The sequence below is a fragment of the Dyadobacter crusticola DSM 16708 genome, from assembly GCF_000701505.1.
Taxonomy (GTDB): domain Bacteria; phylum Bacteroidota; class Bacteroidia; order Cytophagales; family Spirosomataceae; genus Dyadobacter; species Dyadobacter crusticola.
The window spans coordinates 128,625-153,594 of record NZ_JNJB01000008.1; the positions used below are offsets into that span (position 1 = coordinate 128,625).

A 24,970-nucleotide genomic window follows, 5' to 3' on the forward strand; every position below is an offset into this window, starting at 1 on the left:
CCCATTCTCAAAAACTATGCCCTGCGGAAATCATTTATCATAAAACATATTACTGCCGCCGGCTTTCTTCACGATGGAAGAGGTAATTTCCTGCGTATCTTCTTCCTGCAAAGTACGTGCGCCACGTCCCTGCCGCACTACCCGGTCGCCAGTGATTTTGAACAAAGCTTCACCCAACAAAGGATCCCGCGGATCTCCGTAGGGAAAGAGAATGTTCCCTTCACTCGCGGCGATATCGGGGACAAAGCCGGTATGGTAATCAGATTTTTTGTCTCTGTTCAAAGACTTGGAGACGATCGGCTGCAAGCCCCATTTGATCCCTTTGTCCTCGCCGGTTAGTGTAACCGACCCCACGTTTTTGCCAACTGTTTTGGTACCAACCAGGGTCACATTCATATAAGGTTTTAACCCATTGATCAGCAGCTCACTGGCCGAGGCAGAGCGCGATGAAACCAGGAATACAAGATTGTTCAGGTTTCCCCCTATGTTCTGGTTTTTGGAAATAAACTTATCATAAAAATAGCTTTCGCCAAACTTCTTGCGGTTGGTCTCAGTCACCTGATCGTTGTATTCTTTGTAGTAAAAAATGTCATTAGAGGTACCTTTCACGATCAGGCTCGCTAGGCTGGTCGCTGAGCTTACGTAGCCCCCCGGATTATATCTCAAATCCACGATCAATGCATTTACATTGTTTTGCCGAAAGCTTGCAAAAATGTTGTCCAGCTTCTTATCGTACTGGCCGTTTGTGGTTTTGTAAGGCTGCGGGATAAACTGGTGGTAAACTACATATCCGATCTTGTTTGGCCCGTAAGTGAATACCGTATCGAAAAACACGGGATCTTCCTGCAATACAACAGGCGCGAACTCCCGCTTGGTAGTTGTTTCTTCCAGCGTGGTACCATTTATTTTTGCGAGCGAGAATGTTTTTTTATCCTCGGTATTCAGCAGCTGGCTGTAATTGCTCCCAGTCAGCTTCTGGTCATTTACACTATTGAAAATATCTCCCCGCACGAACCCGGCTTTGTCGGCCGGGGAATCCGGGATCACGTACAATACAATGCCGATTACATTGCTGGAGCCACTTGGGAAATACACAAGCTTGTATTCCATTCCCGTGGTTTTGGATTCGCCTGCCAGTGAAGCCTGCAATTCATCTGCACTTTCCTGAATCCACGAAAACCGGTCACCATCGGGCCTGGCATTTGCGTCGAAACGATAAAGCAGCGACTCGAAAAAATCACTTGGCTTTTTAGAATAATCCGGTGAAGCAGGAATTTTATCATTCCAGTAATACCAGTATTTCATGTTGGCATAAATCCATTCGTTGGTTTGCGTCTCCGTAGCCGGATCAACGTTTTTTTCACGACAACTATTAAAAACTAACCCGGCGAGCAGGAGAATCAGGAGGTATTTAGTTCTCATAATGCTTTGTTAAATGCGAGGAAAACTTCTTTGATAATATCACAAGCCTGGTTTATTTGTTCTTCGTTGATCACGAGCGGCGGCGCAAACCGGATTTTATTCCCGTGCGTCGGTTTACATAGCAGCCCTTTTTCCATCATTTTATAACAAAGTTCCATTCCGGCAGCGCCTTCTTCACTGTCGTTGATCACGATCGCATTCAGAAGACCCTTTCCTCTAACGGTTTCAATCAGAGAACATTGTTGTTGCAGATCCAGCATTCTTTGTCTGAAAAGTGAACCCATTCTCTCCGCGTTTTCAGCCAGGTTTTCATTTTCCACTACTTCGATAGCAGCGATGGTTACCGCACAGGCCAGCGGGTTACCGCCGTAAGTAGAACCGTGCTCGCCGGGCGCAATGGTGAGCATGACTTCATCGTCAGCAAATGCCGCTGAAACGGGCATCACGCCGCCTGATAATGCTTTTCCCAAAACCAGAATATCCGGTTTTACATTTTCCCAGTCACAGGCGAGCCGCTTCCCGGTTCGACCGATGCCCGTTTGCACTTCGTCGGCGATGAAAAGCACTTTGTATTTCGTGCATAAATCGCGTACTCCTTTAAGATAACCAGGCTTTGGCACCACTACCCCGGCTTCTCCCTGGATCGGCTCTACCATAAAACCTGCTACATTCGGGTCGCTTTTCAAAATTGATTCCAATGCATCGAGATCATCATAAGGAATGATCTCGTAACCAGGCAGAAATGGACCATAATCATTGGTACTCGAAGGATCCGTTGAAGATGAAATAGCAGCCAGCGTTCTTCCCCAAAAGTTGCCGGAAGCGTAAACTGTTTTAGCTTTCCCCGGCTCAATTCCTTTGACCTTATATGCCCATTTACGGGTTAGTTTCAATGCAGTTTCGCCGCCTTCCACGCCCGAATTCATCATTAAAACCTTATCGTAACCAAAATATTCACACAAGTACTTTTCACATTCTCCCAGGCGGTCGTTATAAAATGCACGGGAAGTCAGCGTCAGTTTCTGCGCCTGCCCGATCATCGCATGGATGATATGCGGATGGCAATGTCCCTGGCTTACGGCACTATACGCAGAGAGGAAGTCGAGGTACTGCCTGCCTTCCACATCCCAGACGTGCACGCCCGATCCTCTTTCCAGTACCACCGGCATCGGTTTGTAGTTATGTGCGCCATAGCGGTATTCCAGCTCCATTGCGTGTTGTGAGCTGCTGATCGTGTCTGTATCGTCTGAGATTTTTTCCATCATGATATTGTCTTTTCTAACTTACGTAAAAATAGAGAAAAGCGTTGAGTGAATCAGTGGTTTTGGAGTAAGCCTTATAATCTTATATTTGTAAAAGATCAGAAAGCAAAAGTTATGAAACCGCACTATATTTCAGGCAACCACGGCAATTCCACACGTATCTTTATTCCCATTCAGGAGTGGGATTCGATCAAGCCGCGCATTTACGTATAGAAAGAGATAGCACCTATCAAATTCCTGAGTGGCATAAAGAACTTGTTTTAAAGAGAATGGAGGCTTATAGGAATGGCGAGGAAGAGCTTATCGACTTTGAAGAAGCGATGGATGAAATAGAAAAGAATCTTTGATTTATAAAATCGTCTAAATCTGTACAATGGTATTCGAGGAAAAAGGATAGCGAAGATATTCTCTCAAATTACTAGCTTTGCAACCATAATCTCAAAGGGGTGCCCTACCTGACGGGCTGAGATCATACCCATAAACCTGATCCGGGTAATGCCGGCGGAGGAAGAGAAAGCTGGAATAATCCATTGCTGTTTCTATTTTACTTATTGTTTAAATCAAGATAGGTGGCCCCTGCCTGTTGTAACTATTTATCTCGCAATGCGAATCGTTACTACCTATCTGCTTACGCTGATGTTCAGCGTGGCTTTTTGTGCAAATACTTTTTCACAACGCACCATTGCCGGTCGCGTTACCGACTCCGACGATGGCAAGCCGCTTCCCGGAGCAACCATTAAAGCCTCTGAGATACGCGGCACCAACTCCGACCAGAGTGGAAATTTCACCCTCCGTAACATTCCCGAAAACGTCAGCCAGATCGAAGTCTCTTACATTGGCTACCAAACCATTCAGATACCTGTAAACGGACAAAATCAGCTAGAAGTAATGCTGACCCGGAGTACTTACCAGGCCGATGAAGTGGTGATCAATGCAACGCGCGTCAATGAGAAAAGTGCAATGGCATTTAGCAATGTGAGCGCCGCGGCTATCGACAAGCAGAACCTTGGCCAGGACCTGCCGGTACTGCTTAATTTCACACCTTCTCTCGTCAGCACAAGTGATGCAGGCGCAGGTGTGGGCTATACAGGAATTCGCATCCGTGGCTCTGATGCCACGCGCATTAATGTGACCGTCAACGGGATACCTTATAACGACGCTGAAAGTCAGGGCGTATTCTGGGTCAATATGCCTGATTTTGCCTCCTCCGTAAGCAGCATTCAGATTCAGCGGGGCGTGGGTACTTCCACCAATGGAGCTGCCTCTTTTGGTGCTACGGTCAATATCAATACCAATGCATTGCGTAAAGAAGCCTACGCCGAGCTGAACAACGCTTACGGATCTTTTAACACTTTTAAAAACACATTGAAAGTCGGCACGGGATTGATCAGGGACAAGTTCACATTCGATGCAAGACTTTCCCGCGTTTCGTCCGACGGTTTTGTTGATCGTGCTGCTTCTGAGCTGCATTCCTATTATTTGTCAGGTGGTTATTTTGGCAAGAAAAGTTTTGTTCGTGTAAATGTATTTTCGGGAAATGAGCGGACTTACCAGTCGTGGAACGGGGTGCCGGAAGCTAAGCTGCGTGGCGATCGGGAGGGAATTTTAGGTTACATCGAGAGAAATGGCTTGGACGAGGCAGATGCGCAGAACCTGCTTAACTCGGGCAACCGCACTTACAATTCGTACACTTACAAAAATGAGGTGGACAATTATCGCCAGGATCACTATCAGATCGTCTCTTCGCACAGCCTGAGCGACAAATGGAATTTCAATCTCAATGCATTTTTGGTAAGAGGACTGGGGTATTATGAACAATACAGAAAAGGGGATAATTATGCCAACTACAATTTACCCAATGTAATGATCGGTCAGGATACCTTGGAAAGCACTGATCTGATCCGCCGCCGCTGGCTGGATAACTACTTTTATGGGACTACTTTTTCACTCGATTACAACAATTTCAAAAAGCTGACTGCGAGCATCGGTGGCGGCTGGAATAAGTACGATGGTGATCATTACGGACAGATTATCTGGGCCAGAAATGCAGGCAATATCGAAAACGAGCACCGGTATTATTACAGCCAGGGTATTAAAAAGGACTTTAATATATACGGAAAACTGTATTATCAATTTACCGATAAACTCAATGCATTTGCCGACCTGCAATTCAGAACTGTGAGCCACGCAATTCACGGAACCGATAATGACCAGATCCAATTGGCAGTTGATCAATCGTATTCTTTCTTCAATCCAAAAGCAGGCTTAACCTACCAGATCGCGGATCAAAGCAGTGTTTATGCATCTTACAGCATTGGTAACCGCGAGCCAAACCGGGATGATCTTACCAATACAACTGCTGTTTTATTTCCAAAAAGTGAAAGTCTGCAAAATGTGGAGGCAGGTTTCCGGACACAGCAGGGAAAATGGGCTTTTGCGGCCAATTATTATTTAATGCATTACAAAAATCAACTGGTACTTACCGGGCAGATCAATGATGTCGGCAACTCGATCCGCGTGAATGTTCCGAAAAGTTACCGGACAGGAATTGAGCTGGAAGGCGCGGTCGCATTCAACCGCTTTTTGAAATGGAATGTAAATGCAACTTTCAGCCAGAACAAGATCCAGAATTTCACCGAGTATGTAGTGGATTACGACAATGGAGGATATCAAACGATCAACCACGGAAAGTCGGACATTTCATTTTCTCCCAATGTAATCGCAGGCAGTCAGCTGACTTATTCCATCCAGCAAAACCTGGAACTGGCGCTGCTTACTAAATATGTAGGGAAGCAGTATCTTGATAACACTTCCACAGAAAGCCGGAAACTCGATGCATATTTCACTAATGATGTACGCTTATCGTGGACGATTAAACCCAAATGGGCGAATGAAATTGCATTCAATCTGCTGGTCAACAACATCCTGGCGGAACAATATGAATCCAATGGATATACCTACGGCTACATCGCCGGCGGCGCATTGACACAGGAGAATTTCTACTTTCCGCAAGCCGGCAGAAACTTTCTGGTAGGGGTCAATTTTAGGTTTTGATTTCGACTTTCTGGCTACCTTTGCCGCATGGAACTCAAAAATGACCTTTTACTCCGTGCGGCGCGGGGCGAGAAAACGGAGCGAACGCCGGTTTGGATGATGCGCCAGGCTGGCCGGATTTTGGCTGAATACCGGGCCGTGAGAGAAAAAGCAGGCAGCTTTATTCAGCTGGCGACTACACCGGAACTCGCTGCCGAAGTAACACTGCAACCCGTAGATCTTCTGGGCGTTGATGCGGCTATCATATTTTCAGATATCCTGGTAATCCCCGAAGCAATGGGGTTGCCTTACGAAATGGTGGAGCAGCGCGGACCTGTTTTTCCGGCAACTGTACATACCATGCAGGATCTGCAAAAACTGCATATCGCCGAGCCTGAAACAGATTTGAAGTACGTGCTCGACGCGATCAAAATTACAAAACAAGGTCTCGAAAACAGGGTACCATTGATCGGATTTGCGGGAGCGCCGTTTACCATTTTCTGTTACATGACGGAAGGAAAAGGCTCCAAAACATTTTCTGTTGCTAAAAAGCATTTGTACGCCGACCCGGAGTTTTCACATACATTACTTCAAAAAATAACGGACAGCACCATCGCTTACCTGAAAGCACAGGTAGTGGCTGGTGCAAATTTGGTCCAGATATTCGATTCCTGGGCGGGCATTCTCTCACCTGAGCAGTACCGTATCTTCTCGCTTCCTTATATCAAGCAGATCTGCGACGCGATTAACGAAGTACCTGTTACCGTTTTTGCAAAAGGTGCATTCTTTGCAAGAAAAGAGATCAGTGAACTTAGCTGTGACGTAGTGGGGCTCGACTGGAATATGGATATCCGCGAATCACGCGAGTTGATCCCGAACAAAACGCTCCAAGGAAACCTCGACCCCTGCGTGCTATATGCTTCGTACGATCAGATCAGGATGGAGGTAAAGAAAATGCTGGAACAGTTTGGCACCCAGAAATACATTGCCAATCTCGGACACGGCGTTTATCCCGACACTGATCCCGACAAAGTGCGGTGCTTTATTGAATCTGTTAAAGAATATTCAAGCCTGTAATGTCTTACCCAAAAACCAAATGCGTTTTTCTTGATCGCGACGGCGTGCTCAATGAAGATTGTCCGGACTATATGTACAATCTTGACGAGCTGGTTATTCCGAAAGGTGTGCCCGAGGCTCTGAACCTGCTGAAAAATGCAGGTTACCTGCTGATCGTAGTAACCAACCAGGCCGGGATTGCAAAGGGACTGTACGGACCCGAAAACGTGTATGCCATTCACGAAGCAATGCAGCAGGCTTCCGGAAATGCATTGGATGATCTGTACTTTTCACCTGATCACCCACAGTATTCCGGCGCTTCGCTATCGAGAAAGCCGGGCTCGCTGATGCTCGAAAAAGCAATTGGCAAGTATAATATTGATCCTGAACAATCCTGGATGATCGGAGACCGTGACAGGGATATGCAGGCTGGAAAGAATGCGGGAGTGAGAACAATTCACATTGTTCCTGAAACTGAAAAATCGGAGGGTGATTATGCGGCTGTTAATTTATTGGAAGCAGCCAAAATCATATTGAAAGCCGGTAACTAGGCTTTTACTACCGGAGCAGCCTGCGGCGCTTTCTGGATTGAGCCGTAAGCCGGACAAGCATGCTTGGTGCAGGCAGAAGCTGCCAATGTTCCGCAAATAGCGAAAAGTACCAGTATCTTCTTCATTTTTCTGTTCGTATAAGATTTTGTCACCGTAAAAATATAAAAAAAGTTCTTTGAACGAGCGTTACTATCTGACTAATAACGAACTCATCCAAAGAACTTTATATTTAATGGTTAAATTTTTGTTTCAACCAATTCTTCTTCTATTTCTGCCGGTTCCGGCTCTTTGCCAGTTTGGCTCACGGGACTTGTAAACGGCTCTTCCTTGAAACCGAGGATCCGCAGCATCGAATCGCTGTTTTGTTCTTCGGCAAAAACCCGGGTTGTGATTTTCCCATCCTCGTCTTTATCTACCAAAACGTGTTTAGGCGCCGGGATCAGACAGTGCTGGATTCCGCCGTAGCCTCCCAGCGATTCCTGGTAAGCTCCGGTATGGAAAAACCCGATGTACTGCTTCTCAGTCTCCTCCTCGAAAATCGGCATGTACAAATCCGCACTGTGCATTTCGCTGTTATAGAAATCCTGTGAGTCACAGGTCAGCCCGCCGAGGTTCACCTTCTGGTATGGACTATCCCAGTTATTGATCGGAAGCATGATGTACTTTTGGTTCATACCCCACGAATCAGGCAGCTGGGTAATAAATGATCCGTTGATCATGTACCACAGCTCTTTATCGTTTTGAAGCTTTTTGTCGATGATTTCATAAATCACCGCGCCGCTCTCGCCAACTGTATAGCTTCCGAATTCCGTAAAAATATGCGGAACGGGAACATTGTTTTTATTGCAGATCCATTGAATGTTCTCGATGATCTCGTCAATCATCTGCTGATAATCATAGTTGGATTGCAGGGAAGTCTGGATCGGCAGCCCGCCCCCAATGTCGATCGAATCGAGTTCAGGACAGATCTTCTGCATTTCGCAGTATTTGAACATAAACCGGGTGAGCTCACTCCAGTAGTATGCGCTATCCTTAATACCTGTATTAATAAAAAAGTGCAGCATTTTGAGCTTGAACCTTGGGTTCGGCTCGATCTTCTCCTTATATAGCTGCTGCACATCATGGTACCGGATACCCAGCCGCGAAGTATAGAACGCAAAATTTGGTTCTTCATCCGTAGCAATGCGCATTCCGAAATTCACCGTATCAGCTGTTACCTGCTGCTCGTACGATTCAATTTCTTTGAGGTTATCGAGAATGGGGATCACATTAAATCCTTCATTAATAAGCTCGCTCAAAGATTGTGTGTAGCGCGGCAGCTTGTAACCGTTGGCAAGTATATATGTGCTCTTCGTCACCTTGCCACGGCGGTACAATTCCCGTATAATGGGAATGTCAAAAGCCGACGAAGTTTCTATGTGAATATTATGCTTCAAAGCCTCTTCCAGTACAAAACTGAAATGCGACGACTTGGTACAATAGCAGTAGGTGTAAGTTCCTTTGTAATTGTGCCGCTTGAAAGCATTCCGGAAAAACATATTCGCATTTTCGATATGCTCCCCGATTTTAGGTAAGTAATTTATTTTAAGAGGCGTACCGTGCTCCCTGATGATATCCATCAGAGGTACATTGTTGAACAGCAATTCGTTATTATCAACGTTGAACTCCATGGTCGGAAACTCGAACGTCTGCTCAATAAGATCAATGTAGCTGCTTTTCATTATTTGCTTTGTCGCGGTTGTAATGAATGAATTGTAAGTAAAAAAGGAACAAAAAGACCCGAAATTTGGCCAGAATATATCTCATATGCAAACATTGAAAGGGCCGAAATCATTCCTTTTGTCACCTATTTGTCGGCCAATTATGTTGGTTCATCCTTCAAATACCCCGCTTGATTATTTTTCGATTGATCCTCACGCATTGCTGTGCCTATTTTTAGTCCGTTGAACGTGTACAATGCCAGCACAATTTGTGTTCGACCGTAATAACGCAAGTAACTGTTCGCTACAATTTTTATAAGAATAGTACAAATAATTAATTGTTAAGATTTCATTACCAAAACTCAGCGATCCAAAGATTTTGCATCTTACAATTAACTCTGACGAAACAGGCTGCCTGCCAAAATGCTGATAAAAGCAGCTTTACACGGGCTTTCGGAAGGTACTTTCCTGTGAAAAGTTAATCCGCCAGCAGGAAAACGAGAAAACTTTAAAGATATCCAGAGTTTTCTTAGTTTTTATCATTCGAATATTTCAAATTTGAAGCGTGAAAGATCGAATTATAAAATCAGCTTTAAATCTGTTCTGGCGCTACGGGATCAAGAGTGTCACCATGGATGATATTGCCAGAGATCTGGGCATCTCGAAGAGGACCATTTACCAGCATTACTCGGATAAGGAAGCGATTCTCGCGCTTGTTATAAAGGAAGAACTCAATTCACAGCAATGTGAGCTCGAAAAGCTCGATGAGCAGGCAGAGAACCCCATCGAACAGCTGATATACTCTTCTGTTCAAATGCGGGAAACAATGGCGAACATGAACCCGACTTTTCTATACGATCTGAAAAAGTACTACCCGGATGCATGGGAATTATTTCAAACATACAAACATGAATATATCATCAAAAGCCTCCGTGACAATCTGATCAAAGGAATTGAGCTTGGATTGTACCGACCTGAAATTGACGTGGATATACTGGCACTGCTGCGCGTTGAACAGGTCGTAATGGGTTTCGACCCGACTATTTTCCCTCCCAAGAAGTTTGATATGCTGCAGATACAAATGCAGTTCTTACTCCATTTTCTGAGAGGGGTTTTATCCGAAAAAGGATTTGAGTTTTATAACACCATAAAAGATAAATCAGCACTTGAAATTAACATCCATGAAAAATAACATTACAATACGTGGCAGTCTCGCATTGCTGGCCGTTTTGCTAAGTTTCGCCTCCATACGCGCCCAGGACGGGGGCTACTCGCTCAAACAGGCTGTCGATTACGCGATCAAGAACAATCTGAACATCAAGAATGCCCAGCTGGACGCAGTTTCTGCCGAGGCGAGGATCGGGGAGATCCGGGCTGCCGGTTTGCCGCAGGTAAGTGCCAATTTTAATATAACGGACAACCTGATCATACAACGGTTTTTCCTTCCGCCGGGAGAATTCGGCGGCCCGAGTGTGCCAACCAATGCAGAGCCCGTTGCGATTGAATTTGGTGTAAAATACCTGGGAACTGCTTCGGCCACTTTGAACCAGCTGATCTTCAATGGTTCTTATTTTATTGGTTTAAAAGCAGCGGCAACTTACCGGGAACTGGCGCAAAAGAGCACCACTTCTTCAAGAGTGCAGGTAGCAGAGGCAGTTACAAAAGCTTACTACTCCGCGCAGGTGGCCGAAGAACGCGCCAAACTGCTCGATCTCAATATTTCCCGCGTGGACTCGCTAATGCGTGAAACCAAGGTAATGAACGAGAGCGGGTTCGTAGAACTGCTGGATGTAAACCGGCTCGAAGTGCAGATCAATAACCTGCAAACGGAGCGGCAGAAAGTACAGAACCTCATCGAACTCAGTTACGCATTGCTGAAATACCAGATGGGAATGCCTGCGAACGAAGCGATTAAACTAATTGATGATATCAATGCAGTAAATATTGATTCGCTGAAATCGTCTTTCTCCGGCACTGAGCTGAATTACAGCAACCGGATCGAATATTCATTGCTGGATACTCAGGAAAAACTGGCAGGATTGGATATCAGAAATGTACGCGCGGGGTACCTTCCAAGTGTATCGCTGAATGCAAGTTACGGGCACAACAATGGTCAGAGTACGTTTGCCAATTTGTTCTCGACAAGATGGTTTAACAACGCATTGGTAGCACTGAATGTCAACATTCCGATTTTCGATGGTTTTACAAAAAAATACCAGCTGGAGCAGCGAAAGATTGCATTGGACAAGATCAAAAACAGCCAGTCGCTGCTGAAACAATCGATTGATCTTGAAACTAATCAGGCAACGATCAATATCAAAAATGCATTTGCGACCCTCGAAACTCAGAAACGCAATCTGACGCTGGCAGAAGAGATCGTGCGTGTTTCCAAAATCAAATACAAAGAAGGCGTAGGTTCGAACATAGAGGTAATCAATGCAGAATCTTCACTGAAAGAAGCACAAACGAATTACTTCACCGCACTCTACGATTTGATGATCGCCAAAGTAGATCTTAGCAGGGCCAGAGGTGAGCTTTATACCGAAACAGGAAATTGACCTTAACACTTACAAAATTTGAAACAGCTACTTACTAATACCATGAAAAGACATATTTTAATCATAGCCGCCCTGGCTACCATACTTGCCTCTTGCGGTGGTGAGAAGAATAACGACCTGGCAGGCAAGAAAGAAGAGCTTGCCAAGCTAAAAACCGAACAGGCTGAGAAAGAAAAGCAGATCAAAGCGCTTGAATCCGAAATCGCCAAACTTGATCCGAAGAAAGCAGCAGAAGCAAAAGTGAAGCCGGTTTCTGTGGATACATTAAATCCTGAAACATTCCGCCACTACATAGAACTGCAAGGCACGGTAGACGCCAAGAACAACGTGATGGTGACTCCAAAATCCGGTGGAGCTGTGACTGCGATGTATGTAAAAGAAGGTGATTTTGTAAAAGCAGGAACCGTGATCGGCAAAATTGATAACAACTTGCTGCTTGAATCCGTGGAGGAGCTGAAAACACAGATGAGCCTGGCCAACACGCTTTATGAGAAGCAGAAAAACCTCTGGGACCAGCGAATTGGTACGGAGCTGCAATACCTGCAGGCGAAAAATAACAAGGAGGCTCTGGAAAGAAGAATGAGCACGCTGAATGCGCAGTTGTCACAAACCAACATCGTATCGCCAATGGCGGGTGTGGTGGATATGGTGAATGTCAAAGTAGGCGAAATGGCTTCCCCGGGAATGGGCGTGGTCCGTATCGTTAACCTCAGCAACCTGAAAGTGACTGCCAAAGTATCTGATACCTATGCAGCCAGCGTAAAAAAGGGCGACGAAGTGATCGTGAAGTTTCCTGATCTTAATAAGGAATACAAGGCGAAAGTATCGTTCGTGAGCACTGCGGTAGACCCGCTTTCGAGAACATTCACGATCGAGGCGAACCTTCCTTCCGACAAAGACATCAAGCCAAACATGATGGCCAACATACAGATCAACGATGCTTCAAGCAAAAATGCCTTGATTGTGGATCAGAACTACGTTCAGAGCACCGAAAAAGGCAACGTAGTGTATGTAGCGGTAACCGAAGGCAACAAGAAGATCGCCAAAGCACGTGAGGTAAAAACAGGTTTGAGCTACAATGGGAAGATAGAGATCCTTTCAGGACTTTCTGCCGGCGACCAGCTGATTACCTTAGGCTACCAGGAAGTTTCCGACGGCCAGCCGATTAGTTACTAAACGAGGAATGAAGACCAATACAGTCATTTGTGGTCACTAGTTGTCATTTGTTGTTTGACTAGCTCATTTATTCAGTCATTCACTCATTCACTCATTCAAAATTGGTTCTATGAAATTTAACGAATATAAAACCCTGGGGTTCACCAACTGGTGCGTAGAGAACCGGACAACGATCTACATCTTTACGTTTATCATCACGTTGGCCGGGTTCATGGTTTACAATAACCTGCCCAAAGAACAATTCCCTGATATCAAGATCCCGCAGATCTATATCAATACCATTTACTTTGGTACCGCTCCTGCCGATATCGAAAACACGATCAACAAGCCTATCGAAAAGCAGCTTAAATCGCTGAGCGGGGTTAAAAAGATCAAGTCCAATGCATTGCAGGATGTTTCCGTTATCCTGGTAGAATTTACGCCTGACGTAGCTGTGGAAGTCGCCCTCCAAAGGGTACGGGACGCGGTGGATAAGGCGAAGACCGACTTGCCCCAGAACCTGGATTCCGGGCCAACGGCGCAGGACGTGAACTTCTCGGAGTTCCCGATCATGAACGTGAACATTGCAGGTAATTACTCGCTGAAACAACTTAAACAATACGCAGAAGATTTACAGGACGGAATTGAAGCATTGCCTGAAATTACACGTGTGGATATCCTCGGTGCATTGAACCGCGAAATCCAGATCAATGTAAACCTGGACCGCATGAAGTCAACCGGCCTTACCTTTTATGACATCCAGACAGCAGTACAGGGTGAAAACATCAACGTTTCAGGCGGTGAACTGAACGTAGACGGCGTGAGAAGAACATTGCGTGTAAAAGGTGAGTATACCAATGTGGCCGATATGGCGAACATCCGCATTCGTACTGCTACCGGTGCTACCGTCCGCCTGGGCGATGTTGCTGATGTAAAAGACGACTTTGAAGAACAGCAGGATTTCGCCCGTTTGGCCAACAAGTCTGTAATTACGTTGAACGTAATCAAACGTTCAGGAGAAAACCTGGTAGACGCTGCGGACAAGATCGAAGCGACCATTGCAGATTATAAAGAAAACCGTTTCCCCCAGGGACTGGATATCAATATCACAGCCGACCAGTCGATTCAGACAAGAGCCGACCTGCACGATTTGATCAACACCGTTGTACTCGGGTTTATATTCGTGGTAATGGTTTTGATGTTCTTTATGGGTGTGCGTGACGCGATTTTTGTCGGCTTGTCGGTACCACTTTCCGCATTGGTTGCATTTGTGATGATGCCGATCATCGGCCCGATGGTAGGTACGGAGTTTACATTGAATACTATCGTACTGTTTGCGTTTCTGCTGGGTATAGGTCTGGTAGTGGATGATGCGATTGTGGTAATCGAGAATACACACCGCCTTTTTAACCAACATAAAGACTGGACCATTCAGCAGGCTGTGAAGGCAGCTGCGGGTGAGGTATTCATCCCGGTTCTTTCAGGTACGCTGACGACGATTGCGCCTTTCTTTCCGCTCCTTTTCTGGACAGGTATAGTCGGGGAATTCATGAAGTTTATGCCGCTGACGCTGATAATCACACTCGGAGCTTCGCTGTTTGTTGCTTACGTAATGAACCCGGTATTCGCGGTATCATTCATGGGGCGCCACGATGATGAGAAAGAGGCACACGATACCAGCTTCAAAGCGATCCGCAGACCTGTGATCATCCTGGTAGTAGCTGCATTGATAGGCTATGTATTCGATCGCGGTATCGGTAACTTCCTGGTATTTATCCTGGTACTGTGGATGTTCAACCATTATATTCTGACACCAAGAATCCTTGTTCCATTCCAGGACCGTCTGCTTCCTGCATTGAAAAACAACTACCGTAAGTTCATTGACTGGCTGCTGCGCGGCTGGCGGCCGGTTGTTGCGATTGTAAGCATGCTGGTATTGCTGGTAATTACATTCATTATCACTGGAATTGCCCAGCCTAAGGTGCTCTTCTTTCCAAGCGGCGATCCGGACTATGTTTACGTTTACACCAAAATGCCGATCGGAACGGATGCGCGGGTAACCGACTCTGTCACCAGGATCATTGAGAAACGTGTTTTCGATGTGTTGGAGAAAGAGAAAGCAATGGATATGGTTAACTCTGTAATCGCCAACGTAGGTAAAAACGCAGGTGACCCGTTCAACCCTGACCGCGCAGCAACTCCGCACAAGTCCAAAGTAACTGTTGCATTTGTTTACGGAACCGAACGGGGTGGAAGATCGTCAGAAGCTATTCTGAGAAAGATACGTACGGCAGTTGCCGGCATTCCCGGGGCTGAAATTTCAGTAGAACGTGAGGCAGTAGGCCCTCCAACCGGAAAGCCGATCTCCATTGAAATTTCCGGAGATGAATTTGACGTACTTCAAAAACTGGAAAAAAGCGTACTCCAGCGCGTACAAGACTCAGGCATAGAAGGTATCGACCAGCTTCGTTCTGACCTGGTTACCAACAAACCTGAAATTGTAATCGATATCGATCGTGAAAAAGCGCAGCGCGAGGGGATCAGCTCACAGCAGATTGCGCTGGCAGTTCGTACCGCATTGTTCGGTTTGGAAGTATCAAAATTCCGCGACGACAAGGACGAATACCCGATCATGGTACGATTGAATAAAGATGATCGTGAGCAGATCGAGAAGTTGTTGAGCTTAAATGTAGTGTACCGCGATATGAACATGGGAGGTGCACTGCGCCAGGTCCCAATCACATCGGTGGCCAATATCCATTACTCGACTACATTCAGCCAGATCAACCGCCAGGATCAGCGACGTATAGTAACCCTGGGTTCCGATGTTCTGCCTGGATATAATGCGAATGAGATCGTTTCACAAATCCAGACGCTTATCGAAGATATGGAGGTACCAAACGGCTACACAATCAAAATGGGCGGAGAGCAGGAAGAGCAGGCCGAATCAATGGCTTTCCTTGGAACCGCATTTGGCGCGGCAATTCTGCTGATTTACCTGATCCTTGCGACGCAATTTAACTCTGTCATCAAACCATTCATTATCTTCTTTACGATCGTATTGTCACTAATCGGGGTATTGCTGGGTTTTGTGATTTTCAACAAAGACTTCTCGGTGATCATGTCCGGTGTAGGTATCATTGCATTGGCGGGTATTGTTGTAAAAAATGGTATCCTTCTGATCGAGTTTATCGAAGAGCTGCGTGGCAGGGGCTACCCGATGCGCGAAGCGATCATTGAAGGCGGCGCAATACGTTTGACGCCCGTACTGCTTACTGCTTCCGCTGCTGTACTGGGGCTTGTACCGTTGGCATTGGGCATCACAGTTGACTTCGTCGGCCTCTTCCGGAACCTCGAACCTGACCTGATCATCGGGGGACCTAGCTCTATTTTCTGGAACATTCTGGCCTGGACAATCATTTTCGGTCTTACCTTCTCGACTGTACTTACACTGATACTGGTACCGTGTATGTATTATGTAAATGAAAGGGTTCGTGAAAAATGGTTCAGAAAAGGCAATAAGGAGGTAGTGAACCCGAACTGGCAGAACGAAACGATTTAAAATTGCAAATGGATTATTGTCTGTTTTCTGACACTTTTTTAAACTCAGGAATAGACAATAATCCAAAACCTTTATACATTTGCAACCCCAAACAACAGGGTAACCGGCATAGAAAAGGGCATTAATTTCGCCCGGATCTACAAATTTCGGGATGTAGCGCAGCCCGGTAGCGCACTAGCATGGGGTGCTAGGGGTCGCAAGTTCGAATCTTGTCATCCCGACATTGATTATCAGGCTTTCAAGTGTAGCAACTTGAAAGCCTGTTTTTATTTAGGCGATCCGACATTCTTATCCCATCACCCGAGTATTAGCTGTTGCAACTAGCGCTGCTATTTTGGATTTTCCTGGATGATAAAGATGTCCTCGACAGATTTACCAAAAACCCGGGCTAGTTTGATGGCCAGTACTGCCGAAGGAATGAATTTACCAGTTTCAATGGCATTGATCGCCTGACGAGAAACTTCGACGAGCTCTGCCAGCTCAGCCTGTGTCATGCGCCTGATTGCACGCTCTACACGAAGCGTATTTTCCAGTTTAATATTCTGCGCGCTCAATCCTGCTCAGGCTTAAAGTAAATCTTGAAATAATAATGCAACAGGTAAGCTGCTACAAAGCTGCTACCCGCCATACCCAGGATGCTTTGAAATGCATTAGCCATTTGGTACCCAGGAGAAATATAGAAATAAGTAAAGGCCAATAAACCAACGACAAACTGTGCGGCCACCGCAAATTGAATGGATTCAAGTCTGATCTTATAGTAATACTCATCAGGCTCCTTTGCCAGAAACACAGCGGCAATTCCAGCTACTATGAAGCACAAGGAAACAATTTCTGAAACTGCATTCACTTCCCAAAAATGAGGTGGATAAGGGTAAGATCCATCTGGTAACACACGACCAGGTGAAATGACCCGAAACAAATTGATCAAACCATTGCTGGTAGCAATCCAGAAGCCCGACAGTCCTGCCGCCACCAGTGACAAACCTAGTGCCCGAAATTGAGCTGGTAATAGTAGCATAATTTCAATTGTTTAAGTGAGTCAGAAATGTAATCTAAATATTACATAATGTAAAGTATACATTACAAATAAATTTCAACAAAACCCGCTGCGCGACAACGATAAAGTCACAAATAGCCAATGCGAGTCACCCGGCTTGTGGAGAAACTCTTGGCCTGCTTGTAAAAAAAGAAGCAGGAAAGCAGAAAAATTTTCACCGTCCAAATCAGACTTGTTTTTGGCTGCAAATCCTGTAAGCATATCCCTTAGATATCGTGCTTAGAGAGCGAAACAAGGCAGATTTCTGGATGCCGATCTATACATTATATCCTCAATCACAACACATTACGCAACCTGTATACGTTCGGATACATTTTCAAAAAGAATTGGATTAAAATTTTGATAAACAAATTCCTCGAAATAACTTTAATCCAGTGTAGTAGTCTTTTTAAATGAATTAGTTTAATTTTTCTTACAACCAAACAAATTTTACAATGGAAAAAATGTCGATTCAAATCTTGTCACCAGAAGAGATGGCAAAGATTGAAGGTGGAAGTTGCACCGGGTTAGCGTTTGCATGTGGGGCTGGAATCGCCTTGTCTACATTAACAGGGGGATTAGGAGCAATTCTTTACGGGCCGTCGACTATCGGCCTTTGTGCAGGTGCTTACAATGCGTGCTGATTTAAACACTTCAACAAACAAATTAAATGGAAAAATTATCTTTCAAGACTTTGTCGCCAGAGGAGATGGCAAAGATCGAAGGCGGTAGTGGCTACTGCGTAACAGGTGGTGTAAATGGAGCAATTACCGGCTTCTGCACCGTTGGTTCGTTCCTTAACCCGTGGGTTGCCGGGGGATGCACTGCGTATGGAGCCTGGCAGTACTTCGCCTGCTAAATCGATTTTTCTTATCGGAGACATGACTTTTAACGGTCGTGTCTCCCATAAAACAGCTTGCACATGATAGAAATACTAGATGTTTCGAAGGCATATAAACACAAAGTTTTAGACTCTATCAATATCAATGTATCTCCCAATAACATCTGCTGCCTCCTAGGTAAGAATGGGGCAGGAAAAAGTACATTGCTAAACATCATAACACAAAATGTCATCCAGGACAGCGGTGTTATCAAAATCAATTCTCAGACATATAGTACCAATGAAACGGAGATTAGCAAGATAATCGGAGCCGTTACTAATTACAGTGATCTGATAACAGAACTTACCGGTTACCAATATCTTGTATTTCGCGGCTTAACATTTGGTTTAACCAAATCAGTGTTAGCAGAGCGGATCGGAAGCTTGTCCGAATACCTGTTCGATAATCACGAGGATATTCATAAGATTATCGCCTCCTATTCAACAGGCATGCAGATGAAACTGAAAATAATTTCATCGATGCTGCATAATCCCCAAATCCTGATTTTAGATGAGCCGTTTTCTAACCTCGATCCGGTTGCAGCGGATAAATTGATGACGTTATTAAAAAACTTCGCTAGAAAACAGAATAACCTTATTCTGATATCATCACATGATTTGGCCTATGTTGACAAAATAGCATCTCAAATCTGCGTCCTCCATGAAAGCCGCATTGTATTCAATGGAACAAGAGAAGAATTCACAAGTAATGATTCAAAGGACATAAGTGCAACATTACTCGGACTGATAAATCCGGAACGAAAATCTCTCGAACAACTCGACTGGCTGGTATGAACAAGTTATTCAGACTATTATCATTCTTGATAAAAGCAAAATGCGTTAACTACTTGTATCAAAACAAGAAGACGTCAACATTGCTGTTGAACCTCTTCATTCTGATTGTCTTTAGTATCAACATATATCTCCTGTGCACTTCTCTGAATGAAGTTTATGCATCTGGTGATCAAAAAAGAATTCGCTTTACTGAAAATACCCTATTCTATTCACTTATTCTGATACCGGTTCTCAACCTATTTTTCCCCTCTTTCAAATATCCTGTTCAGATCTTCAAGCCAAGCGACCCGGTAAAATCTGTTCCACAATCGATGATTGGATTTGTATATGCTTTTATTTCACCCATTTATATACTGCTCCTGCTGGGACCGCTTGTAATTTATGTAATGACACCGTTCTCGCTTGCGCATTTACTACTCTCGTGCGTTCTGGTTGTTACTGCCAATCTAATTGTTGTCACCATTCAGGGTCTTATATTATCGAATTGGAAATCCCTGCTCTATGCATTTGGCATCGTCCTGATTTACGGAGCAATTCTCTATATACTTCATATTGATCCTTTAAGTACCGCAGGAATTCTTCTACTAATCTTATCATTTGCCTCCATTGCGTGGACAACAAAAAGGATTAATCCTGTCGAGATAAGGCGTAATCAATCTTTAAATACAAGGAGTAACACACACTTGGGGATTTTGATACAAGTATACCTAAAAACAGTTGTAATAAGACCTAACCTGGCCCTGGCCTTATGTTTTAAAACTGTGTTTCTGTTACTTCTGTTCTCTAAACCTTTCAACATTGATCCACTATTCACCAACCTGTTAAGACTCATGCTTGTGAGCCCGTTGATTTATTTTACCTATATCAACAACAACCTTTGGGGCTACCTGACAAGTACCTATAAGACTCTGGCAGGTACAAGGAATATCCTGGTCATTTTCACGAGTTACTTCAAGATTGTCGCCTTTGTAACACTCATTGATATGATCCTTACATTTTCGATTATCACTTACAATCACCAGTATGTTGCACTAAGTGTAAGCACTTTGCTGGCCTTTTACGTGATTACTTTCCTGATATTAACATTTATAGGATTTTACGCCTCATTAAGTGAACCGATAGAAGTAAAAAAATCGTTTAATTTTTCTTCACTCAAATCGAATACCTCATTACCATTTAATCTGCTAGCAATGGCGGCTACATTGCTGACAGGCTATTTGTTTTTAGATTCCCAACGAATCTACTTTCTTCCGTTTCCCATTCTGCTCGCCGTATATCTTTTCTATACGCAAATCATTTGTGGAAAAATAAAAGGAGGTATCAGAAACGTCTTCAACGCTATCTAATTGGCTATTCTATGCACGCAGATATTTTAGAAATCAAAAGTATATATTACTTTTCATTTTTATCGCTCATCACGGTCTTACTGGCATACTTTACTCAGAAAGAGCTTCTTACCAATAGCGTCTATTATAATACCTATTCCGAGATAATGTCGGCTGAGCGGATCGAGACAATTATAGAAAACACAAAAAACTATTCGGGACTGATATACGCTACATTACCGCTCATCATCTTAATTAAGACCAGCTATAATACCTTTTTCGTTACTACCGCCACCTTACTTGACAACTCCCGCAGTTACAATTTCCTTAGCAACTTCAACATTTGCTTAAAAGCAGAGGGTGTTTTCGTCATAATGCAGCTGGTAAAGGTCTACTTTCTTTCTTTTCTAAAAGAAGCAGATACGTTAACTGATGTGCAGACAATCCCACTATCTGCTATTACATTGTTTGAACCTAAGTCTATTCCTTTGTGGAGTGTCTATATTTTCCAGACCCTCAATGTCTGGGAAGTACTGTTCTGTTATATCGGAACGTGGCTTTTTGCTAAAAACTACCAGGTTCCTATGAAAACCGCGTTCGTTCTGTTTTGTGTTCCGTATTTAATCGGAGTTCTGGTTCTGATCTTTCTTTCTGTCTTTATCACCATTATTACTACCTGAGAATGTCAAGAAGAAACATATTTTATATCATAGCTACGGCATTGATTGTGATTCTCGCTTATCTGGGATATAAAGGTTATGAGGTTTATACAATCAAGAAAAAGTCTGCTGATAATATTCAAAATCTTCCGGATCTATCTTTTCAGTTCTTAAAGCCACTTCATTCCGGATCAGATAAAAAAAAAATCATCAATTATTTCTCTTCGGATTGTGAGCATTGTTTATTCATGACGGAGCAGATAATTAAGCATAAGGATCAATTGAACAATTCAGAGATCCTGATGATAACCGCCGATAATTTGGAAAAGGCGCAGAACTTTCAGCGATCATACGGGATCGATTCACTCGATTTCATAAACATTGGAGTAGATACCTCACATGCTTTTATGAGATTGTTTGGTTCAACCGCGATACCCTCATTTTACATCTACGATGAGGCAGGTAGGCTTACATCCTCTTACAAGGGTGAGATTAAAATAGAAAAGCTCATTGATAGCATTAAATAAAAAGCTATGGAAGAGAACAGAAAGAAAATATGTATTCTATACTGCTACATAGGTGAGCTTCCGTGGTATTTTCCTCTTTTCGCAAAATCATGTCAAAAGAACAGTGATATAGATTTTTTAATAATTGGAGATCAGGATCATGTCACATCAGCCGATATCCCTAATCTTCTGTTTATAAAAAAATCGTTGGCCGAAATTAATGCGCTGGCTACCGCACGTTTACAGCTTCAAACAGCTATTCATTACCCATATAAATTATGCGATTTCAAACCTGCTTACGGAATCATTTTCAGCGACTATCTCAAAGATTATGATTTCTGGGGATTTGGCGATATTGATGTTATACTCGGCGACTTAGGAAACTTTTACACACCAGAAATGCTTGAACAATACGATGTTATAAGTGCACGTCATAGCTACATTTCCGGTTTCCTGACTCTTTTCAAAAATAATGATTATGTCAACCGGCTTTACGAGAAAAGCAAAGATTATCATAAAGTATTTTCATCTGCAAAACATTATTGTTTCGACGAGTGTAGCTTTGAATTTGCAAGACTTGCGGAAGGGAAATCCATTCTGGATTTGAATAGTGAGATCGAAAGTTTGACCCACGTTGTGAAAAAATTGGAAGCACAAGGCGCTTTGAGACCTTTTTTCGATCACCTTGTCGTGGAAGATGTACCAGGAAATCTAGAATGGAATAATGGGAAGCTTTTTTACAATAATAAGTTTGAAGCATTACTTTATCACCTGATTCTGTTCAAAGACAATCCATACCTTTTAAAACCCGAATGGGAAAAAGTCCCGGACCACTATTTTATTCACTCCTACTATATCTCAGCTTATCATCCCGACTCTGAAACCGGGCAACAAGAGCGCATCAGCAACGAGCAGAAGAAGAACCAAGAAATTTCGTGTATTGCAAGAGAGTATCATCAGCTATTAAACAGTTCAGACTCCAATGCACTTAGCAGCAATGGAAACTACACCGGAACTTACCTGTCCCTATGTCCTTCTGATAACAATTTACCTGTCGAAGTGCGCCATGCTGAAAGTGATTTGAATATCATGTTTACGGGCATGGGCAACTTCAAATTAAAGCCCGCGGGTAATGACACCTTTATTTCGGCTATTAACGGCGCCATCACGGAAGTTTCATTTCAATATGATTTGACCCAATCCACGAATATGCTGGTGTTCCATCAACTGGGCGCTTTTAAAAAATTCAAGTTACATAAAGTATAATCTGCCGAATAATGGATCCATCGCGAAAAATGATACGTAAGGCATTCACAATGCAGACTAATCAGACAGATTGCGGTGTAGCTTGTCTCCTTACGATCATAAAATATTATAAAGGAGTAAGTTCTTTTGAAACAATTAGAAGGCTGAGCGGGACCAGTACTACCGGAACAACATTGCTCGGCCTTTATCAGGCGGCTAACAAGCTGGGTTTTGATACGCAGGGAATTCAGACAAACTGTGAAACGCTCATACAAAACAACTATACTCCCGCGATTCTCTATTTTAATAGCAATCATTTCGTAGTATTCTTCGGTTACGCAGAACCGAAACAAAATGGCACAAAATTAGTTATAGGCGACCCCGCGACAGGATTGAAATACCTGAGCGAAAGTGAGCTTGATGAACTTTGGCAAACAAAAAAATGCCTGATTTTAAGTCCGAATGAAAAATTCAAACATCAGGAAGAATTAAAGAACCAGAAGCGGGAATGGATTAAAGGATTGCTACGGAAAGATGTACCTCTACTGACCATTGCATCTGTAATGGGCGTTTTGATATCAGTCCTGGGTTTATCTATGGCCGTATTTTCGCAAAAGCTGATAGATAATATTTTACCTAAAAAAGACGAGGAAAAACTATACCTGGGCATATTTGTGGTATTCGTTCTCTTAATTGTCAAGGAATGTTTCTCCTACCTGCGAGGTTTTTACCTGTTGAAACAATCGAAAGATTTCAATACCAGGGTTAGCGATTTCTTTTACAGTCACCTTTTGTATTTACCAAAAGTATTCTTTGACAGCAGGAAAACAGGTGACCTCACAGCCAGACTTAATGACACTCAGAAAATTCAGGGCGCAATTACACGGATCGCGGGAAGTGTTCTGACAGATGTATTTGTATTGATTTCATCCACAGTATTCGTCTTTATCTATTCCTGGCAAATAGGCCTTTTTTGCCTGGTGTCTATTCCATTGTTTTTTTTGCTGGTAAACCGATCGAGTCAACGGATACAAAATGCCCAGCGTAATATAATGGCAAGCTATGCGCTTGCAGAATCAAACTATATTTCCACGCTACAAGGGATTGATACGATAAGGGGCTTTAACCTGCAGCAGCTATTTGCCGGAGACAATAAGAGAACCTACGGTCATTATCAAAACGATATTCTGCTATTAGGGAAAGTTCAGATCCGACTGACATATTTCGCTAATCTATTGGCTATTGTATTCGTGATTTTGGTATTGCTGTTCGCCTGTACACAGGTACTTTCAAATAAATTGAAGGCTGGCGAATTGATCGCAATCCTGGGAATGTGTGGTACGCTTTTACCATCGGTCGCCAACCTTGCATTAATCAGCGTACCGATTACGGAAGCGAAAATTGCATTCGAAAGAATGTTTGAATTTACAGGCATAGAAACTGAATCTGACCCAGATACACAAAGCATAAGAAATGAATTCAGCTCTTTAAAAGTCTGCAATTTATCATTCCGGTTTCCCGGGCGCAACGAGATTCTGAGAGATGCGTCTTTCGAAGTGGCAAAAGGCGAAATCATCGCCATTATGGGTGAGAACGGCTGCGGGAAGTCTACTCTTACACAGATTATACAAAGAAATTATCAGTTTGAGCGCGGGCAGGTTATTGTGAATGACCACATAGATCTTACGGCATTAGGGCGATCAGACTGGAATGAGGTATGTGTATCGGTTCCGCAGAACATACATATATTCAATGGAACGATAGCTGATAATATTACATTAGCAAACCCTTCGACAACTGAATTCTCAGACTTTGTAACTGAACATGGATTGGGTGCTTTCTTAGACAGTTTCCCGCAATCTATGATGACTATTGTTGGGGAAGAGGGAATCAACCTATCAGGCGGTCAAAAACAAATGCTGGCTATTGCCAGGGCGCTATACACAAAACCGGAGTTGCTTATAATGGACGAGGCAACGTCTGCAATGGATAGGCAGAGTGAACAATTCGTGCTTGATCTCCTGGGCCGCCTCAGAACTAAAATGGCAATTATTTTCATCACGCATCGCCTGCACGTTCTGAAATCACTGGTAGACAGGATCTACATTCTGGATAACGGCGTGATTACCGCGACAGGAAATCATAGCGAACTATTGCAGTCCTCCAATCTTTACAGCAAATATTGGAATGATTTGGTTTGACGATTGTAGGAAATGCAAGCGAAT

General features: G+C 43.7%; 21 protein-coding genes, 1 tRNA gene and 1 riboswitch. Of the genes, 16 read left to right on the forward strand and 6 right to left on the reverse strand.

What is annotated here, in order from left to right:
* Positions 1-30: 30 nt before the first annotated feature.
* Positions 31-1,422 (reverse strand): S41 family peptidase, encoded by a 1,392-nt coding sequence (locus Q369_RS0113180; RefSeq protein ID WP_031528278.1) that lies wholly within the window; start codon positions 1,420-1,422, stop codon positions 31-33.
* Positions 1,419-2,687: an ornithine--oxo-acid transaminase gene (gene rocD, locus Q369_RS0113185; protein ID WP_374754352.1), complete on the reverse strand. Its 1,269-nt coding sequence runs from the start codon at positions 2,685-2,687 to the stop codon at positions 1,419-1,421. Before rocD ends, Q369_RS0113180 begins: the two co-directional genes overlap by 4 nt.
* A 176-nt stretch (positions 2,688-2,863) precedes the next feature.
* Between rocD and Q369_RS29865 the strand changes: the two genes are divergently transcribed.
* From Q369_RS29865 to Q369_RS0113205, 4 genes are all read left to right on the forward strand, one after another.
* Entirely contained in the window at positions 2,864-3,031 is a 168-nt protein-coding gene (locus Q369_RS29865) for an addiction module protein (protein WP_169739253.1), read from the forward strand.
* Positions 3,032-3,116: 85 nt separating this feature from the next.
* Positions 3,117-3,211, forward strand: a riboswitch (TPP riboswitch).
* Positions 3,212-3,287: 76 nt separating this feature from the next.
* Entirely contained in the window at positions 3,288-5,738 is a 2,451-nt protein-coding gene (locus Q369_RS0113195) for a TonB-dependent receptor (protein ID WP_031528280.1), read from the forward strand.
* Between the two features lie 27 nt (positions 5,739-5,765).
* Complete coding sequence (hemE, locus tag Q369_RS0113200) at positions 5,766-6,794, forward strand: uroporphyrinogen decarboxylase (protein ID WP_031528281.1); 1,029 nt, start codon at positions 5,766-5,768, stop codon at positions 6,792-6,794.
* Positions 6,794-7,324 (forward strand): D-glycero-alpha-D-manno-heptose-1,7-bisphosphate 7-phosphatase, encoded by a 531-nt coding sequence (locus Q369_RS0113205; protein ID WP_031528282.1) that lies wholly within the window; start codon positions 6,794-6,796, stop codon positions 7,322-7,324. The genes hemE and Q369_RS0113205 overlap by 1 nt, the downstream gene beginning before the upstream one ends.
* On the opposite strand, the gene Q369_RS29680 is transcribed toward Q369_RS0113205, so the two are convergent.
* Together Q369_RS29680 and Q369_RS0113215 are read right to left on the reverse strand one after the other, a co-directional pair.
* A complete protein-coding gene (locus Q369_RS29680) occupies positions 7,321-7,449 on the reverse strand; it encodes a hypothetical protein (RefSeq protein WP_262485488.1) in 129 nt (42 codons plus the stop codon). The genes Q369_RS0113205 and Q369_RS29680 overlap by 4 nt on opposite strands.
* 111 nt (positions 7,450-7,560) lie before the next feature.
* Positions 7,561-9,045 carry a type III PLP-dependent enzyme domain-containing protein gene (locus Q369_RS0113215; RefSeq protein WP_031528283.1) on the reverse strand — a complete coding sequence of 495 codons (1,485 nt, stop codon included), beginning with the start codon at positions 9,043-9,045 and terminating at the stop codon, positions 7,561-7,563.
* A 544-nt stretch (positions 9,046-9,589) separates the two neighbouring features.
* Here Q369_RS0113215 and Q369_RS0113220 point away from each other — a divergent pair.
* From Q369_RS0113220 to Q369_RS0113240, 5 genes are all read left to right on the forward strand, one after another.
* Positions 9,590-10,216, forward strand: coding sequence for a TetR/AcrR family transcriptional regulator (locus Q369_RS0113220; protein ID WP_031528284.1), 627 nt, complete (start codon positions 9,590-9,592; stop codon positions 10,214-10,216).
* Positions 10,206-11,582, forward strand: a complete 1,377-nt coding sequence (locus Q369_RS0113225; protein ID WP_031528285.1) for a TolC family protein — start codon at positions 10,206-10,208, stop codon at positions 11,580-11,582. The genes Q369_RS0113220 and Q369_RS0113225 overlap by 11 nt, the downstream gene beginning before the upstream one ends.
* Before the next feature lie 42 nt (positions 11,583-11,624).
* A complete protein-coding gene (locus Q369_RS0113230) occupies positions 11,625-12,758 on the forward strand; it encodes an efflux RND transporter periplasmic adaptor subunit (protein WP_031528286.1) in 1,134 nt (377 codons plus the stop codon).
* Between the two features lie 109 nt (positions 12,759-12,867).
* Positions 12,868-16,299, forward strand: coding sequence for an efflux RND transporter permease subunit (locus Q369_RS0113235; protein WP_031528287.1), 3,432 nt, complete (start codon positions 12,868-12,870; stop codon positions 16,297-16,299).
* A gap of 147 nt (positions 16,300-16,446) precedes the next feature.
* Positions 16,447-16,520, forward strand: a tRNA-Pro gene (locus tag Q369_RS0113240).
* Between the two features lie 108 nt (positions 16,521-16,628).
* Here the strand turns inward: Q369_RS0113240 and Q369_RS0113245 are convergent.
* Both Q369_RS0113245 and Q369_RS0113250 read right to left on the reverse strand, forming a co-directional pair.
* Positions 16,629-16,853 carry a helix-turn-helix transcriptional regulator gene (locus Q369_RS0113245; RefSeq protein WP_229206830.1) on the reverse strand — a complete coding sequence of 75 codons (225 nt, stop codon included), beginning with the start codon at positions 16,851-16,853 and terminating at the stop codon, positions 16,629-16,631.
* The gene (locus Q369_RS0113250) at positions 16,850-17,317 is read right to left on the reverse strand and encodes a hypothetical protein (RefSeq protein WP_157488171.1); all 468 of its coding nucleotides are present in this window, start codon (positions 17,315-17,317) and stop codon (positions 16,850-16,852) included. The genes Q369_RS0113245 and Q369_RS0113250 overlap by 4 nt, the downstream gene beginning before the upstream one ends.
* A gap of 688 nt (positions 17,318-18,005) precedes the next feature.
* On the opposite strand from Q369_RS0113250, the gene Q369_RS0113265 reads away from it, so the two are divergent.
* The 7 genes from Q369_RS0113265 to Q369_RS0113295 all read left to right on the forward strand — a co-directional run bounded on the left by Q369_RS0113265 (position 18,006) and on the right by Q369_RS0113295 (position 24,946).
* On the forward strand, positions 18,006-18,194 hold the full coding sequence (locus tag Q369_RS0113265) for a Blp family class II bacteriocin (RefSeq protein ID WP_031528291.1): 189 nt from the start codon (positions 18,006-18,008) through the stop codon (positions 18,192-18,194).
* Positions 18,195-18,257: 63 nt separating this feature from the next.
* Positions 18,258-19,010 (forward strand): ABC transporter ATP-binding protein, encoded by a 753-nt coding sequence (locus tag Q369_RS0113270; protein ID WP_031528292.1) that lies wholly within the window; start codon positions 18,258-18,260, stop codon positions 19,008-19,010.
* 830 nt (positions 19,011-19,840) lie between these two features.
* The gene (locus tag Q369_RS29020) at positions 19,841-20,356 is read left to right on the forward strand and encodes a hypothetical protein (protein ID WP_157488173.1); all 516 of its coding nucleotides are present in this window, start codon (positions 19,841-19,843) and stop codon (positions 20,354-20,356) included.
* 11 nt (positions 20,357-20,367) lie between these two features.
* Positions 20,368-21,015 (forward strand): hypothetical protein, encoded by a 648-nt coding sequence (locus Q369_RS0113280; RefSeq protein ID WP_031528294.1) that lies wholly within the window; start codon positions 20,368-20,370, stop codon positions 21,013-21,015.
* 2 nt (positions 21,016-21,017) lie between these two features.
* Positions 21,018-21,521 (forward strand): TlpA family protein disulfide reductase, encoded by a 504-nt coding sequence (locus Q369_RS0113285; RefSeq protein WP_031528295.1) that lies wholly within the window; start codon positions 21,018-21,020, stop codon positions 21,519-21,521.
* Positions 21,522-21,527: 6 nt separating this feature from the next.
* Complete coding sequence (locus Q369_RS28360; protein WP_051664059.1) at positions 21,528-22,766, forward strand: DUF6625 family protein; 1,239 nt, start codon at positions 21,528-21,530, stop codon at positions 22,764-22,766.
* A gap of 29 nt (positions 22,767-22,795) precedes the next feature.
* Complete coding sequence (locus Q369_RS0113295) at positions 22,796-24,946, forward strand: peptidase domain-containing ABC transporter (protein WP_169739255.1); 2,151 nt, start codon at positions 22,796-22,798, stop codon at positions 24,944-24,946.
* Positions 24,947-24,970: the final 24 nt, after the last annotated feature.

Bases quoted from the DNA above. Each gene is read 5' to 3' on its own strand.
- Q369_RS0113230 (WP_031528286.1), top strand. From the start codon at position 11,625: ATGAAAAGACATATTTTAATCATAGCCGCCCTGGCTACCATACTTGCC.
- Q369_RS0113225 (WP_031528285.1), top strand. From the start codon at position 10,206: ATGAAAAATAACATTACAATACGTGGCAGTCTCGCATTGCTGGCCGTT.
- Q369_RS0113180 (WP_031528278.1), bottom strand. From the start codon at position 1,422: ATGAGAACTAAATACCTCCTGATTCTCCTGCTCGCCGGGTTAGTTTTT.
- Q369_RS0113195 (WP_031528280.1), top strand. From the start codon at position 3,288: ATGCGAATCGTTACTACCTATCTGCTTACGCTGATGTTCAGCGTGGCT.
- Q369_RS0113205 (WP_031528282.1), top strand. From the start codon at position 6,794: ATGTCTTACCCAAAAACCAAATGCGTTTTTCTTGATCGCGACGGCGTG.
- Q369_RS0113265 (WP_031528291.1), top strand. From the start codon at position 18,006: ATGGAAAAATTATCTTTCAAGACTTTGTCGCCAGAGGAGATGGCAAAG.
- Q369_RS0113215 (WP_031528283.1), bottom strand. From the start codon at position 9,045: ATGAAAAGCAGCTACATTGATCTTATTGAGCAGACGTTCGAGTTTCCG.
- Q369_RS0113285 (WP_031528295.1), top strand. From the start codon at position 21,018: ATGTCAAGAAGAAACATATTTTATATCATAGCTACGGCATTGATTGTG.
- Q369_RS0113280 (WP_031528294.1), top strand. From the start codon at position 20,368: ATGCACGCAGATATTTTAGAAATCAAAAGTATATATTACTTTTCATTT.
- hemE (WP_031528281.1), top strand. From the start codon at position 5,766: ATGGAACTCAAAAATGACCTTTTACTCCGTGCGGCGCGGGGCGAGAAA.
- Q369_RS28360 (WP_051664059.1), top strand. From the start codon at position 21,528: ATGGAAGAGAACAGAAAGAAAATATGTATTCTATACTGCTACATAGGT.
- Q369_RS0113250 (WP_157488171.1), bottom strand. From the start codon at position 17,317: ATGCTACTATTACCAGCTCAATTTCGGGCACTAGGTTTGTCACTGGTG.
- Q369_RS0113235 (WP_031528287.1), top strand. From the start codon at position 12,868: ATGAAATTTAACGAATATAAAACCCTGGGGTTCACCAACTGGTGCGTA.
- Q369_RS29680 (WP_262485488.1), bottom strand. From the start codon at position 7,449: ATGAAGAAGATACTGGTACTTTTCGCTATTTGCGGAACATTGGCAGCT.
- rocD (WP_374754352.1), bottom strand. From the start codon at position 2,687: ATGATGGAAAAAATCTCAGACGATACAGACACGATCAGCAGCTCACAA.
- Q369_RS0113270 (WP_031528292.1), top strand. From the start codon at position 18,258: ATGATAGAAATACTAGATGTTTCGAAGGCATATAAACACAAAGTTTTA.
- Q369_RS29020 (WP_157488173.1), top strand. From the start codon at position 19,841: ATGCTTGTGAGCCCGTTGATTTATTTTACCTATATCAACAACAACCTT.
- Q369_RS0113295 (WP_169739255.1), top strand. From the start codon at position 22,796: ATGATACGTAAGGCATTCACAATGCAGACTAATCAGACAGATTGCGGT.